The sequence below is a fragment of the Streptomyces sp. Inha503 genome (genome assembly GCF_047215865.1).
Classification (GTDB): Bacteria; Actinomycetota; Actinomycetes; order Streptomycetales; family Streptomycetaceae; genus Streptomyces; species Streptomyces lycopersici.
Genome location: NZ_CP178360.1, coordinates 11,946,762 through 11,959,586, shown reverse-complemented (window position 1 = coordinate 11,959,586; position 12,825 = coordinate 11,946,762). Strand labels below are relative to the sequence as shown.

General features: G+C 69.8%; 12 protein-coding genes and 3 pseudogenes. 8 read left to right on the top strand and 7 right to left on the bottom strand.

All coding sequences use genetic code 11. The features are described 5' to 3' along the window. Window positions 1-210 precede the first annotated feature (210 nt). A complete protein-coding gene (locus ACJX2R_RS49460) occupies window positions 211-639 on the top strand; it encodes a hypothetical protein (protein WP_413105521.1) in 429 nt (142 codons plus the stop codon). Between the two features lie 304 nt (window positions 640-943). Here ACJX2R_RS49460 and ACJX2R_RS49455 read toward each other — a convergent pair. Continuing rightward, window positions 944-1,556: pseudogene (locus ACJX2R_RS49455) on the bottom strand (DinB family protein). 235 nt (window positions 1,557-1,791) lie between these two features. Next, entirely contained in the window at window positions 1,792-2,697 is a 906-nt protein-coding gene (locus ACJX2R_RS49450) for an NADP-dependent oxidoreductase (protein WP_413105520.1), read from the bottom strand. A gap of 146 nt (window positions 2,698-2,843) precedes the next feature. On the opposite strand from ACJX2R_RS49450, the gene ACJX2R_RS49445 reads away from it, so the two are divergent. Then, window positions 2,844-3,215, top strand: a complete 372-nt coding sequence (locus ACJX2R_RS49445; RefSeq protein ID WP_413105519.1) for a MerR family transcriptional regulator — start codon at window positions 2,844-2,846, stop codon at window positions 3,213-3,215. A gap of 3 nt (window positions 3,216-3,218) precedes the next feature. Here the strand turns inward: ACJX2R_RS49445 and ACJX2R_RS49440 are convergent. The 3 genes and pseudogenes from ACJX2R_RS49440 to ACJX2R_RS49430 all read right to left on the bottom strand — a co-directional run. Continuing rightward, window positions 3,219-3,668 (bottom strand): annotated as a pseudogene (locus tag ACJX2R_RS49440) (IS5 family transposase); the annotation flags it as partial. Between the two features lie 431 nt (window positions 3,669-4,099). Next, complete coding sequence (locus ACJX2R_RS49435; protein ID WP_413105518.1) at window positions 4,100-5,389, bottom strand: FAD-dependent monooxygenase; 1,290 nt, start codon at window positions 5,387-5,389, stop codon at window positions 4,100-4,102. Window positions 5,390-5,495: 106 nt separating this feature from the next. Continuing rightward, window positions 5,496-5,834 carry a hypothetical protein gene (locus ACJX2R_RS49430; protein WP_413105517.1) on the bottom strand — a complete coding sequence of 113 codons (339 nt, stop codon included), beginning with the start codon at window positions 5,832-5,834 and terminating at the stop codon, window positions 5,496-5,498. Window positions 5,835-6,136: 302 nt separating this feature from the next. Between ACJX2R_RS49430 and ACJX2R_RS49425 the strand changes: the two genes are divergently transcribed. After that, the gene (locus ACJX2R_RS49425; protein ID WP_413105516.1) at window positions 6,137-6,469 is read left to right on the top strand and encodes a hypothetical protein; all 333 of its coding nucleotides are present in this window, start codon (window positions 6,137-6,139) and stop codon (window positions 6,467-6,469) included. Between the two features lie 319 nt (window positions 6,470-6,788). Here ACJX2R_RS49425 and ACJX2R_RS49420 read toward each other — a convergent pair whose 3' ends face one another. Together ACJX2R_RS49420 and ACJX2R_RS49415 are read right to left on the bottom strand one after the other, a co-directional pair. Continuing rightward, window positions 6,789-7,403 carry a tyrosine-type recombinase/integrase gene (locus tag ACJX2R_RS49420; protein WP_413106155.1) on the bottom strand — a complete coding sequence of 205 codons (615 nt, stop codon included), beginning with the start codon at window positions 7,401-7,403 and terminating at the stop codon, window positions 6,789-6,791. 86 nt (window positions 7,404-7,489) lie between these two features. Beyond that, window positions 7,490-8,056, bottom strand: a pseudogene (locus tag ACJX2R_RS49415) (PepSY-associated TM helix domain-containing protein); the annotation flags it as partial. Window positions 8,057-8,327: 271 nt separating this feature from the next. Between ACJX2R_RS49415 and ACJX2R_RS49410 the strand changes: the two are divergent. The 5 genes from ACJX2R_RS49410 to ACJX2R_RS49390 all read left to right on the top strand — a co-directional run bounded on the left by ACJX2R_RS49410 (window position 8,328) and on the right by ACJX2R_RS49390 (window position 12,633). Continuing rightward, the gene (locus ACJX2R_RS49410; protein WP_413105515.1) at window positions 8,328-8,684 is read left to right on the top strand and encodes a hypothetical protein; all 357 of its coding nucleotides are present in this window, start codon (window positions 8,328-8,330) and stop codon (window positions 8,682-8,684) included. A gap of 78 nt (window positions 8,685-8,762) precedes the next feature. Beyond that, window positions 8,763-9,038, top strand: a complete 276-nt coding sequence (locus ACJX2R_RS49405) for a hypothetical protein (protein WP_413105514.1) — start codon at window positions 8,763-8,765, stop codon at window positions 9,036-9,038. Then, window positions 9,035-11,446 (top strand): heavy metal translocating P-type ATPase, encoded by a 2,412-nt coding sequence (locus tag ACJX2R_RS49400; RefSeq protein WP_413105513.1) that lies wholly within the window; start codon window positions 9,035-9,037, stop codon window positions 11,444-11,446. Before ACJX2R_RS49405 ends, ACJX2R_RS49400 begins: the two co-directional genes overlap by 4 nt. 34 nt (window positions 11,447-11,480) lie before the next feature. Next, entirely contained in the window at window positions 11,481-11,945 is a 465-nt protein-coding gene (locus ACJX2R_RS49395) for a copper chaperone PCu(A)C (protein ID WP_413105512.1), read from the top strand. Window positions 11,946-12,252: 307 nt separating this feature from the next. Beyond that, the gene (locus tag ACJX2R_RS49390; protein ID WP_413105511.1) at window positions 12,253-12,633 is read left to right on the top strand and encodes a LysR substrate-binding domain-containing protein; all 381 of its coding nucleotides are present in this window, start codon (window positions 12,253-12,255) and stop codon (window positions 12,631-12,633) included. Window positions 12,634-12,825 lie beyond the last annotated feature (192 nt).

Here is a 12,825-nt window from a genome sequence, read left to right as displayed (position 1 = left end):
CCCGCCTCGTCCCCCTCTCCCGCCGGGTCCCATCCCCCATCGAAACCGCCGACCCACACCCCGCCGTCTTCTTCGACCCCCAGCCCCTCGACGTCGTCCCCTGACCTGCCGACTCCGACGTACGAACCACCGACCTATGATCCCCCGACGTACGAACCACCGACCCCGACGTACGAACCGCCCTCCTCCACCTACGGTGGTGGCGGAGGTGTGATCTGTACCTGCAACAAGGTCTGCACCTGCATCCCGGTCTGCCAGGCACACCACTTGCTGCACCCCGATCCGGCCATCCGGCGGCTGGCGGAGATCGTCGTGCTCGCGATGGGCGCACGCGAACTGCCGTATCTGCGGTGGGCGGCGGACGAGGCACCGGCTCCCTTGAGCACACGCATCGAGGAGCTTGTGAAGGAGGTGCGCGGCGGTCGCCGCCTCGGTCCCGGCGATCTGGACGATGTCGACTGCGAGTCCTACCTCACCTCCGGCGATCCGGTCATCGCGATGATGGCCGCGCAGGTTCTCTCCCTGCGCGCGCTGTCCCTGGGGACGGGACTGAGCGGCGTGACAGCGGAGCACGCGGCTCGGGCGCTGACCGCCGGACGCGCGCTTCACCTCGAACGGGCTCCCGCGTGGAGTCGGTGAGTTCCCAGCCCTCGGTGCCGTGGCGCGGGTGGTCCGGGCACGAGTCGCTCATGCGTCGCTCCCTGTCCGCGGCCAGTGGGCGAAGGTGAAGGTCCAGGTCTCACCTGGGTCACCGCTGTCCTGCCTCACCGAAGGTTGAGCACGGTGGGGGCGGCCTTGGTGATGTTCATGGAAGCTTCGCCAACTTCGAACATGCAGCCAGAAGGCCATGGCGTGGCACTCGCCCGGGATGCCAGGGCCTTCTACCTGCGCAGAACGGCGGTTGAAGATCGTGAGACCGCTCGGCGGCAACAGCCATGGAGCGTCACGGAGCCCACGTAAGTTTTGAAGCTCGATCACCGGTTACCGGAAGTCGTATTCGGTGCGGTACGGCCGGCGTCCTGCCAGCGGTAGAGGTCGCGCAGCAGGGAAATCTCGGCGCCGTGATGGATCAGCTCCCTGTTGACGTGCAGGACGATGCCCTCCATGGGACGCCGCTCGGGGCCCACCATGGGCGGATTCTCCAGATCAGCGTCCGAGAGCTCGCGGACCCCCGCGTTCCATCTCCCATACATCTCATCGAGCTGTTTTAGCGCCTCGTCAGCGGTCCCCGCGTAGGCGAACGTCTGGGAGTCGACGTCCTGGCCGCCGAAGTGCCATCCGACCCGATAGCCCAGGCACGAGACGATGATGTGCGCCAGCCGCCAGGCAATCGTGGTCACCGGCGCCGGCACCGGGTCAGGAGACGCGGAGTCCATCGTCCACTCCCCCGAACCCGCCGACATCGGTGCGGCCGACGTGCCACGTGGGCGGATGCTCCAGCAGCCGCGCACCGGCTCCCAGAAGTACTCCTCGTCGGTAAGACCCTCCAGCCGTGGCCGCAGGTTCTTGCGCCAGTACCAGTCCAACTGCTCCGCGAGCCCTTCGCTTCTCGTCATTGCCGCACACTACAGACCCGTCGAGCAGGGCGTGCCGCCCTGGTGGCCGCAGGACGACTCCGGCTATGCCGTCCGGCAGCGCGACCTGGATTTTCTGGGCATAACGCCACTTCGGCCCAGTAAGAACTCCTCACGAAATGATCTCCGAGCTGGTTGGATCGCTCCAGGACTGGTGATCCGGAGGTGCGGACTTCCCGCGGCCGAAGCCGCGGGAGCCCCGAACGGTGGGACAAGCTCAGATGCGGACCACGATCTTTCCCCGCGTGTGTCCGCGCTCGGCGTATGCGTGCGCTTCCGCGATGCGTTCGAGCGGGTAGGTCCGCTCAATGCGCGGTGTGTAGCGGCCTTGCCGGCCGAGTTCGCCCGCTTCGGCGAGGAGCGTGGAGTCGTTCTCCGCGTTGGCCAGACGCACACCCAGGCGATGCGCGTTGGCGTGGTCGGCGATCGTCGACACGCGGGCAGGGTCGCCCACGATCGCGATGAGATCGGCCAGGGACCCGGAGGCCGCGGTGTCGAGCGCGATGTCGACACCGTCCGGAGCCAGGGTGGCGAGGCGTTCCGCGAGGCCGGTGCCGTAGGTGGTGGGAACGGCTCCGAGGGAGGTGAGGAACTCGTGGTTGCGCTCGCTGGCCGTCCCGATCACGGTGGCGCCCTGAGCCACCGCGATCTCGACCGCGGCACTGCCCACGCCTCCGGCGGCGCCCTCGATGAGAAGAGTGCGCCCCCGCAGGGGACCGAGTGCCTTCAGCCCGCCCATCGCGGTCACGGATGCCAGACCGGCGCCGGCGGCCTCCTCGTCGGTCCACGTGGTGGGCGCGTGGGTCCAGGCCGAGAGGACGGCCAGCTCCGCTGTGGCACCGGTGACGCCGCCCAGCCCGAAGACACGGTCGCCGATGCTCACGCCCCGCACGCCCTCACCGGTCTCGTCGACCACGCCGACGGCATCACGCCCAGGAATCGCGGGCAGGTCCACGGGGAGCACCTCGCGCACCGCACCGGAACGTACCTTCCAGTCGACGGGATTGACGCCGGCCGCCGCGACGCGGACGCGGATCTCGCCGGGTCCGGGATGTGGGTCCGGCGCCTGCTCGACCATGAGGGTCTCCACACCGCCGTACTCGTGATAGCGGACTGCGCGCATGACGTTCTGCCTTTCCACGCGGCCTGAAAGGGCCGTTCGGGAGATCAGTGGGGTGAATGTTCGGCGGGTGCCGACGCCCACGACGCTAAAACCTCACGTTGGCGTCAGGTGCAAGTCGGACGGGCCGCCCGGACAGAGGAGGACCGGTGCGCATCGGTGAGGTCGTCGAGAAGGCGGGAGCGAGCGTCCGGGCGCTGCGCTATGACGAGGAACAGGGTCGGCTCCAGGCGGGCCGCAGCCCCGGCGGCCAGCGGCATTACCCCGATACCGCCGTCGGCCGAGTCCGGCTGATCCAACAGCTGTACGCCGCGGGCCTCCCGAGCAGGGTGGTCCGCGAGGTGCTGCCGTGCATGGACTCGGACGAAGAAAGAGCGCCCCGAGCACTCCTGGATCAGATGGCGGCCGAGCGTGTCCGCATCGACCAGCGGATCACCGATCTGCTCGCTGTGCGCGATCGGCTCGACGACGTGATCGCCATCGCGCGGGACCCTGACTCCGACTGCTCTCACATGCAGTGAAGACTACTGCCGCAATGACTTCAGACGTCGCCAGCGGATGAGTGCGCATCCCAGGGTGAGGAAGGCTTCGTGGATGTCGTCGCGTATCTCCCAGCGGATGCGCAGGCGGCGGAACCAGGGCAGGTGGGCGAACGCGCGCTCAACGACCCAGCGCCTGGTGCCGAGCCCGGAGCCGTGCTCGGTGCCGCGGCGGGCGATCAGCGGCTTCACGCCGAGGTCCCGGACCAGGCGGCGGCACTGGTCGTGGTCGTAGCCGCGGTCGCCCAGCACCACTTCCGGGCGGCGTCGGGGCCGACCGCGCTTGCCCCGCACCGGCGGCACGGCTTGAAGGAGTGGGATCAGCTGGGTGACGTCGTTGCGGTTACCGCCGGTCGGGGTGGCGACGAGCGGGATGCCGGTGGCGTCGGTGATCAGATGGTGCTTGCTGCCGGTTCTGCCCCGGTCGGCGGGGCTCCCAGGCCATCCCGGTATGCAGCACGAACAGGATGCCCTGGAACACCAGCCGGTCCGGATGCCGATTCCGTCCCGGATCCGTTCGCATTCATCGTGTCGCGGAGCCATGTCGGCGAGCTGCGCACTGACAACTGTCTTGAGACAAGACGGGCGAGCGATCCGGCTGGGATCAATGGGCTTGGACGTCACGGGGTTGATATCTCAATGGTCTCGTCAGCTCCGGTGAGCGCCGACCAGGCAAGTGACGGAACCACAGAGACCCCACGCGGTGGATTCTCATCGATCTTGTCAGCTTTCCGAGCCAACACCGCCTCATCGGAGCGTGGCCTGGCCGCCGAACGGGCGCTCCAACACGCATCGTGGGGCATGAGCGGAGGTCATCCGGCGGCGTCCTACCGAAGGATGGTCCCTCTCGACACGTCATGTGACACCTACGGCTTGGCCGACGAGCGGATCGGGGATCCTGCCGGGGCTGCGGAGTCCGGCACCCCCGCGTAGTCGGGCAGCTCGACGCCGTTGATCGCGCGCCCGACCAGCTCCGTGAACCATTCACTGGCGAAATCGGGGCGCGGCTCGGCGTCTGGCCCGGGGACGTCGCGGCTGCGGGCGTTCAACCGGCCGATCTCCTGGTTGGCCTCGACGAACGAGCGCATCCGCGCCTCGTAGCGGGCGAACCCGGCGTCGGGGTCCCATCCGGCAGCGGCCAGCTCTCCGGCCAGCAGGTAGGCACCGACCAATGCCAGCCCGGTGCCCTGCCCGGACATCGGCGACGAGCTGAACGCCGCGTCCCCGAGCAACCCCACCCGTCCACTCGACCAGCGGTCCATCACCACCTGGGCGACCTGGTCGAGGTAGAAGTCCGGAGTGTCGTCCAGGTGCGCGAGGATGTCCGGGGTCAACCAGCCCAGGCCCGCCACCCGCTCCCGCACCAGGACCTTCTGGACCGCGACGTCACGGTGGTCCACGCCGAAGTCAGCCGAGGCGAAGTAGAACATGGCCATCGCCCGGGTAGCGTCCTGGATGGGCCGCAGGAGGGCGGAGCGCCCGGACTCCTGATCCTGGTACTCCAGCAGCCAGCGGTCCAACCCGAACTCGTTGGGCACACTGTAGAAGGCCAGCGCGTGCCCGAGGTGGCGGAGGAACCGGTCATGCGGCCCGAAGACCATCGCTCGCAGCTCCGAGTGCAGCCCGTCTGCCCCGACCACCAAGTCGAAGCGCCGCCGGTTGCCGCCCGCGAAGACCACGTCGACCCCGTCCGCGTCCTGGGCGAGCTCGGCGATTCGGTCGCCGAAGACGTACTCGACGCCGTCGCGGGTGTCGTCGTAGAGCACCTGGGACAGGTCCCCGCGCAGGATCTCGATGTCCGCGATGAACCCATCGCCACCGTCGTCGTCGGCACGGAAGGTCTCCAGCACCTGCCCGTCCGCGTCCACGGTGTGCGCGCCGGCGGTGTCGGTGCACGCCGCGCGCACCGCCGGGTCCAACCCCATGCGCCCGATGACCTCCCTGGCGACCCCGCGCGCGTCCACCGCCTGCCCGCCGGGACGCAGCTCGGGAGCCCGCTCCACCACGGTCACCTCGGCCCCCCGTCGGCGCAGCCAGTGGGCCAGCGCGGGTCCCGCGATGCTCGCCCCCGCCACCAACACCCTGGGACCGCTCACCCCCGTCCCCTGCCCGCCCGTCCCGATCGCGTGCCCCTGGTCGGAGTCGTCGACGCTCATCACAGCCTCCATGTGCTTCCTCCCGCGCTGGAACGTCCCCAGCACAGGCCCACCGCTGTCGGTGTATCCAGTCGTATCGACCACGGATCCGCACAAAACTCATCGGTCACGGCAGACATCGCTGGGGCCACGCAGTGTGGTCCGGCGGGCGGTAGTGGGTATCGCCCGGATTCGAGGTGATCGGCTCAGCGTCCGCCCAGCGGCTGCCTCCGGGGCTGCTGGACGGGCTGGCCAACGCCGAGGCCGAGCAGGCCTTGTGGCGGCACCGGCACATGAGGGAGGCCGACGCTGGTTCGCCGCGCAGTATCCAACCCCAGGTGCTGAGCGAGATCCGGTAGATGCGTGCGGAGGACTTCTCGATGACCGCGCCGGTGAGGTACCGCTCGACCGCCGCGGCGTACGACGGGGGTGGCGCGGACAGCGGCACGCCGCGGGCGCGCGGCACCCGCAACGCCCCCCTTCTCCGGGTTCGATTCCCACCCGTCCGCCCCCTCCGGCTCTGCCGCGGTAAATCCGGTATTCACTGCGGCAGGTGCATCGCTTCTGTCCGGGACACAGTCCGGACAAGGTCCTGACCAGCCCGGACAGTCGGCGCCTGTCCGGGACAGCGGGTTGCCGTTGCTTCAGCCTGCCGACAGCCAGCAGCCTGTGCCGTGCCTAGCCGGCCGAACCGTCGCACTGCTGCGGAGATCCATCGCGGCCGCGAAGCGTGCACCATTTCCACGACATCTGGAGGTATGAACCAGCATGAGACGAATAGTCAGCCTGCTCACCGCCGGAGCCGCCCTGGCATTGGCAGTACAAGTGGCACCTGCGGCAGTTGCTGCGGAAGCCACCGCCTGTGGCGTTAGCGCACCCGACAGAGACACGCGCCCTTACGGGCAGTACTTCACGCAGAACGTCTACCTTCGCAACGGTCCGGCCTGGGAATGCGACATCACCGGCCAGGCCACCACTGCCAACAACGTCGACTACCACTGCACGACCGGCGGGTTTACGTACCTGCGTACAGCGTCGACGAGGTACGGCTGGGTTTACAACGGGTACCTCGTAAACGGCGGTACCAACGTTCAGTGCTGATCAATCAGCAAGTGAGGTGAGCGTGCGCCGGCGGGCCGCCAGTACGGACACTGAGTCCTGGCTTGGTGTCCTGCTGTTCGCCGTAAAGAGCACCCTTGACCTGCTGACCACTCGGGCCGCCGTCGGGCCGCGGGCTCTTGCGACACCAGCGGACACGAAAGACCCCCGTCGGGATCGGCGGGGGTACTGTCGGACGAACAGCCAGTCGTCCCCGTGCGGCGATGTCGAGCCGCGGAATCGGTAGGCGCAACCTGCCGTAGTTCGGCACTCGGCGTCGCACGCCTGCTCTCGCTGGCGTGGTGGAGTTCTCCCTGCCTCATCACGCCGGACTCCGGCGGCGGCTGGCCCCTGCGGCCAGCCAGTCCACCGACGGCCGCAGCAGATCGGCGCTGATCAGCGTCATCAGGGCCAGGCCAGCCGCCGGCATGCGCCAGGCCGCCTTCAAGCCGTGCTCGTGCGGCCACTGCTGGATCACCGGCTGCCAGGCGGCACCGGTCTGTTCGATGCCGCTGGCCTGCCACCGCTCCTGCCACGTCTGTCCCGGCTGATCTTCCAGCCAGTCCAGCACCATGACGATGCCGTGCCCGCGGCCGGTGTGGGAGAGCCGGTACTCGTCGACAAGGTGAGGGTCACCGGGCACCGGCCCCGAACAGCACATCGAGACTTTCCAGCCGGTAGTCGGCTGCCGGAGGCGGGCGGCGCGGGCAGCCGCCCGTCGTGTCTGCTCTGCTTGGTGGGCCAGCAGTCGCCGGATCACCACTTCCTGGCGAGGCGTGAGGTATAGCTGTGTCGTGGTCAAATGAGCGTGGTCAAAGACGAATTGGACATCGATAAGAGGGAGACTGGGGTCCTCGGCCATACGAAAGGCGGCGGTGTGCCGCAACGCGTGCAGCTTCGCGGAAGTCCCCGCGTTGGCGTTCGCCCGCTCGAACATGCGGTGAACCACCTGGTAGGTCAGCGGCTCGACGCCGAGCGCGATGTCCCACAGCCACAGCGGGAGACGTCGCCCACGCGGGATCTCATCGTCCACCTCCAGCTGGTAGATGCCGCAGCCAGACGAACGCGTCGGTGCAGATCGTCGATCCAGGTACGCAGCGGCAACGCGCCACTGGTGCCGTACTGCTCCAGCGCGCCCCGCACCTTCCCGGTATACGGGTCGACGAAGACGGCCAGTTTGTGCTCGGGGTCGACCCCCTTGACGCCGGAGAGCAGCACGCGCGTCGTGGCGCCCGCCTCCGGTGAGGGGCGGATCGCGCCGATCTCACCCTCGGGGTGGGCCTTGCGGGCGGCGGCGATCTGCTGGGAGAGCGGCAGCTCGCTCTTGCCGACCGGGACCCGCAGCTCATGGTCGTAGACGATCTTCTCGGCCTGGACGGAGCCCGCGTAGAGAAGTCCGGTCACGGCGGCCACCAGCAGGAACGGCGCGACGAGGACGCCCGCGTAGAAATGCAGTCGCAGGACCAACGGACGCAGGGCCGACCAGCTGCCCGGGCGGCCGTCGCCGGGGGCGAGGGAGGCTCCGGCCTCCGGCGTGTCCGACGATCGTGTTCCATCATCGGGACCGGCGGCGACGGGTTCGACGGACATAGGAACTCTCCTGGGTCGGGGGCCGTACCGGTCGGCCGGAGCCATACCAGACCAGTAGTCGGACCTTCGGAGGAGGAAGTTCCGGAGACATGAAGTGGCGTGCGCCACAGAGTAGGGGCGCCCTAACGGGACCATGCCAGGCACTGTCGCGTACCGCACCCGGCCGTCCGTTGCCTCACCTTGGGCACACAGGCGGCGCTGCACACCGTCTTCTCATTCGGCCAGGCTCTGGACGGCGGCAGCGGGTCCCGGCCGTCGCTGTCCCGGCGGGTTGGCCGACGCCTTGCTGAGCGGGCAGCTCCACCGCGACGCCGCCTCCGCCATGGCCGAGCACGGGCACCTCGGCGGCCGGATGGCGACCGACCATATGGCCGGAATGTCGCCCTCGATGGCGCACGACGGTATGCACGGAACCCTGACCGGCATGCTCGCCGCGCACCTTCTGGTCGGCATTCTGAGCGCGTGGTGGCTGCGGGGCGGCGAGCAGGCGGCCTTCCGTCTGTCGGACTTGCCGCTCTCCGCCGGGCCGAGGCAGAAATCCCTCACAGCTCAGATGTCGGCTGACACGCCCCGGCAGTTCCCGGCCGGGGCGGTTTTCTCCTCGTTTGACAGAGCCTCCGTACGGTGAGCGGCCGACCGCCCCCGGACCGTAAAGGGGAGTGAACCCCGGCCGTTTCCGCCAAGCCTGCACAGGGGAGTGCCGAAGATGCCGCTGACCGACACCACCTCGCCGCCGCGACCGGCGCCCGACGGAGCGGAGCCACGCGGCGCCCGGCTCCGTCGCGCGCTGCCGCCACCCGCTCTCACCGGGTTTCTCGTCCTCCTGGCGGTGTTGATGGCCGCCTCCTACGCGGTGGGGCGGGCAGCCGGTCCGGTGGCTCCCGGTATCCATCGGAGTGTGCCGCAGGACGGCGGATCCGGAGGCATGGATACCCACGGCATGGGCCCACAGGGCCCCAGCGCCTGGAAGGCGGCACGATGAGCGAGCGGCCGGACACAGCGTCCCATCGGACCACCCCGTCCGGCGGGTCCGCGCACACCACCGACCTGCTGATCGGCGGGATGACGTGTGCAGCGTGCGTGAACCGGGTGGAGAAGAAACTTACCCGCGTCGAGGGCGTGTCCGCCACCGTGAACCTGGCCACCGGCACCGCACGGGTCTCCCACCCGGCCACCGTAGACGTGGACGAGCTGATCGCCACCGTCGAACGGGCCGGTTACACCGCCGAGCTTCCCGCCCCTCCCGCCGCCACCGGAGAAGACGACAGCCGATCGCCTCGGGACGGGGCAGATGACGGGCCCGGCCGCGATGAGACCGTCGACATCGAACGGCTCGTTGTCACGGCGGTACTGGCGCTGCCCGTGATCGTCATCTCGATGGTCCCCGCCTGGCAGTTCGACCGATGGCAGCTTGCCTGCTTTTCCCTCGCCACGCCGGTAGCAACCTGGGGTGCCTGGCCCTTCCACCGGCGGGCGTTGCGCGGTCTGCGGCATGCCACGGCCACCATGGACACCCTGGTATCCCTCGGCGTTCTCGCGTCGTTCGCCTGGTCGGCGTACGCCCTGCTCTGGGGCGGCGCGGGCGTCACGGGGATGCGCATGCCGTTCAGCCTGCTGCCCTCGGCCGACGACGGAGTCCCCCATATCTACCTGGAGGCGGCGGTCGCCGTACCGCTGTTCGTCCTCCTCGGGCGCCACCTGGAGGCGCGTGCCCGGCACCGGAGCGGCTCGGCGTTGCGGGCACTGGTCGAACTCGGCGCCAAAGACGTGGAGTTGCGGGAACGAGACGGCAGCCGCCGTGTCCCGGTGGCCGAACTCACCACGGGACAGGAGTTCGTGGTCCGCCCCGGCGAGAAGGTCGCCACGGACGGTGTGATCGTCGAGGGCGGTTCGGCGCTCGACCTGTCTCTCGTCACCGGCGAGAGCGTGCCGGTCGAGGTATCCCCCGGCACCGCCGTCGTCGGCGGCGCCGTCAACTCCGGCGGGCTGCTCGTCGTGCGCGCCACGGCCGTCGGTGCCGACACCCAACTCGCCCGCATCACCCGGCTGGTGACCGAGGCGCAGGCGGGCAAGGCCAGGATCCAGCGGCTGGCCGACGCGGTGGCGGGGGTGTTCGTGCCGATGATCGTGGCGATCGCCGGCACGGTGCTCAGCTTCTGGCTCGGTGCGGGCGCGGCGGGTGAGACGGCCGTCACCGCGGCCGTGGCCGTGCTCGTGGTGGCCTGCCCGTGTGCGCTGGGGCTCGCCACGCCGACCGCCTTCCTGGTGGCCAGCGGACGCGGGGCGCAGCTCGGCGTCCTCGTCCGCGGCCCGGAGGCGCTGGAGCGGCTGCGCCGCGTGGACACCGTGGTCTTCGACAAGACCGGCACCCTCACCACAGGGCACATGACGCTGGCCGACACGACCGTGGCGAAGGGCGGTCCGGAGGCCAGGGAGGTGCTCCGGCTGGCCGCGGCCGTGGAACAGGGCTCCGAACACCCCATCGGCCGGGCGGTGGTCGCGGCCGCCCGCCGCGAGGAGGACGGCGTCGCGCGGCTGCCGGAGGTGACGGGCTTCCGGGCTGTTGCAGGTGAGGGCGTGTCCGGGCGTGTGGAGGGCCGTGAGGTGCGGGTACGCCGCCCCCGGCCGTCGGAGCCTTTGCCGGAGCCGTTGCGCCGGGCGCGCGAGGCCGCCGAACGCGCCGCGCACACCGCCGTGATCGTGGAGATCGACGACCGCCCCACGGGGCTCCTCGCCGTCGGGGACAGCCTGCGGCCCACCAGTCGCGAAGCGGTACGAGAAGTGCGCGCACTGGGCATCGAGCCGGTGCTGGTGACCGGCGACGGCGCCGCCCCCGCCCATGCGATGGCAGAACGGGTCGGCATCGACACCGTCCACGCCGGAGTGACCCCGGAGGAGAAGGAACGGATCGTCACCACACTGCGCGAACAGGGCCGCTGCGTCGCGGTGATCGGCGACGGGGTCAACGACGCCGCCGCGCTGGCCTCCGCCGACCTGGGCATGGCCATGGGCGGTGGCACCGACGCCGCGATCGGCGCGGCCGACATCACCCTCGTACGCGACGACATACTGGCCGTCGTCGACGCCATCCGGCTCACCCGGCGCACGCTGAGCACCATCCGCGCCAACCTCGTCTGGGCCTTCGGCTACAACGTGGCCACCGTTCCGCTGGCCGCGACCGGCTGGCTCAACCCCATGGTCGCGGCCGCGGCCATGTCCGCGAGTTCGGTCCTGGTCGTCACCAACAGCCTACGGCTGCGGTACTACACCCCCGGCGAGTGGCGGACCGGCACCCCGCCCTCTCCCCTCGCCGCCTACGGCCCCGCGGCCACCGAGCACAGCGACCCGGGAAGGAAGTCCGATGTCCTCAGCGACCGAAGCGACCGATGACCGCACCACGCCGCGACGCCGCCTGAGGGAGACGATGACACGGGGAATACGGGCGGCGCTGGTGCCGGTGGGCGGCTGCGCCCTGACGCTGGCCCTGCTCACGGGCTACACGGCGACCGGGGCGGCGGGAGAGCCCACACCGAGGATCCGGGTCAGTGGCGGCCGTATCGTCCAGTCCACCGGGCAGACAGCCGCCGCCTACTTCGAGATCCGCAACGTCGGGGACACGAACGACACCCTGATCTTCGCCGACTCCCCGGAACTGGGAGTTTCCATGCTGCGCGCGCCCGACCGGAAACGGCCGGGTACCATCCGGCGGCCGAAGGCAGTGACCGTACGCGCGCACAGCACACTGCGAATGTCCCGGCAAGGCATCCACGTCGCCCTCCTCGACCCCCCGACGCTGCGGCCGGGACAGAGGGTCTCCTTCAACCTGTGGTTCTCCGTACGCGGCCGGGTCGGGACCGAGGCGATGCGATCGCATCTCACCGATCGTTGAGAGCGCGGCGAGCGCGGCCCGCCCGCCATCGACGAGCGCCCCTCCAAGGGGTCGGCGGTTGTCCCCAGCTGTTCGTCGACCCCGGCGCGGAGCCGGAGCGGCGCATACGGCACACGGATCATGCATGGTCGTCACGAACGCCGAACCGCTGGGCGAGTGATACCCAAACATCAGCTCAGAGCGTGCGAGGGCGTGAGGGCCGAACAGTGGGCGGAGGACATCAGAGCGGGCAGCCAGGGGGACGCCGCATGGACAGGCTCTCCGATCCCTCGGCGTCCAGCAACGCCACCGCGGCGCGGCTGATCCGTTGTCTGGAGAGGCGAGGCTTGCGGTCGGACCGCTGGTCTGGCATGCCGACCCGAGCACGCAGCCCACCAGGCGCCCGCACCTCAACGCCGGTTACCTGGTGCGCGGGGTGGACGAGACGCTCGAGCATGTCGCGGCCGGCCGGGGCATCTCGTTCCTGGCCCGTTCGGCGACCGTGTTCTACTCACATCCGGACGTCATCTATGTGCCCATCCCGGACCTGGCGCCCGACCAGGTGTGCCTCGCGGTGGCGGCATCACGCATCTCGCCAGTGGTGGATGACTTCTTCACCGCGGCTCAGGCGACGGCCGAGATCACGGCAGAATGCGGGAACTATGAAATGTGGCAGTTTGCAAGCGATGCCGTTTCAAAGCACGGTTGAGCATTCCGACTGACAACAGCAGCGCCAACAGGGGGCTCGCGGCCACAGCAGTGGTGAAGGCCCGGAGGTCGGGCCTGGGCGAGGGCACGGTCACAGTGCGCTGGGTGGGGGTGAGTTCTCGGGAGAATCGGCCGCATAACGCCGCACCCCTCTGAAAGACGCTGAAAGCTCATCGGCGCAGGTCAACCGCAG

Excerpts from the sequence above, each read along its gene's own strand:
- ACJX2R_RS49450 (WP_413105520.1), bottom strand. The coding sequence starts at position 2,697 with ATGCGCGCAGTCCGCTATCACGAGTACGGCGGTGTGGAGACCCTCATG.
- ACJX2R_RS49435 (WP_413105518.1), bottom strand. The coding sequence starts at position 5,389 with ATGAGCGTCGACGACTCCGACCAGGGGCACGCGATCGGGACGGGCGGG.
- ACJX2R_RS49425 (WP_413105516.1), top strand. The coding sequence starts at position 6,137 with ATGAGACGAATAGTCAGCCTGCTCACCGCCGGAGCCGCCCTGGCATTG.
- ACJX2R_RS49420 (WP_413106155.1), bottom strand. The coding sequence starts at position 7,403 with ATGTTCGAGCGGGCGAACGCCAACGCGGGGACTTCCGCGAAGCTGCAC.
- ACJX2R_RS49405 (WP_413105514.1), top strand. The coding sequence starts at position 8,763 with ATGCCGCTGACCGACACCACCTCGCCGCCGCGACCGGCGCCCGACGGA.
- ACJX2R_RS49400 (WP_413105513.1), top strand. The coding sequence starts at position 9,035 with ATGAGCGAGCGGCCGGACACAGCGTCCCATCGGACCACCCCGTCCGGC.
- ACJX2R_RS49395 (WP_413105512.1), top strand. The coding sequence starts at position 11,481 with ATGACACGGGGAATACGGGCGGCGCTGGTGCCGGTGGGCGGCTGCGCC.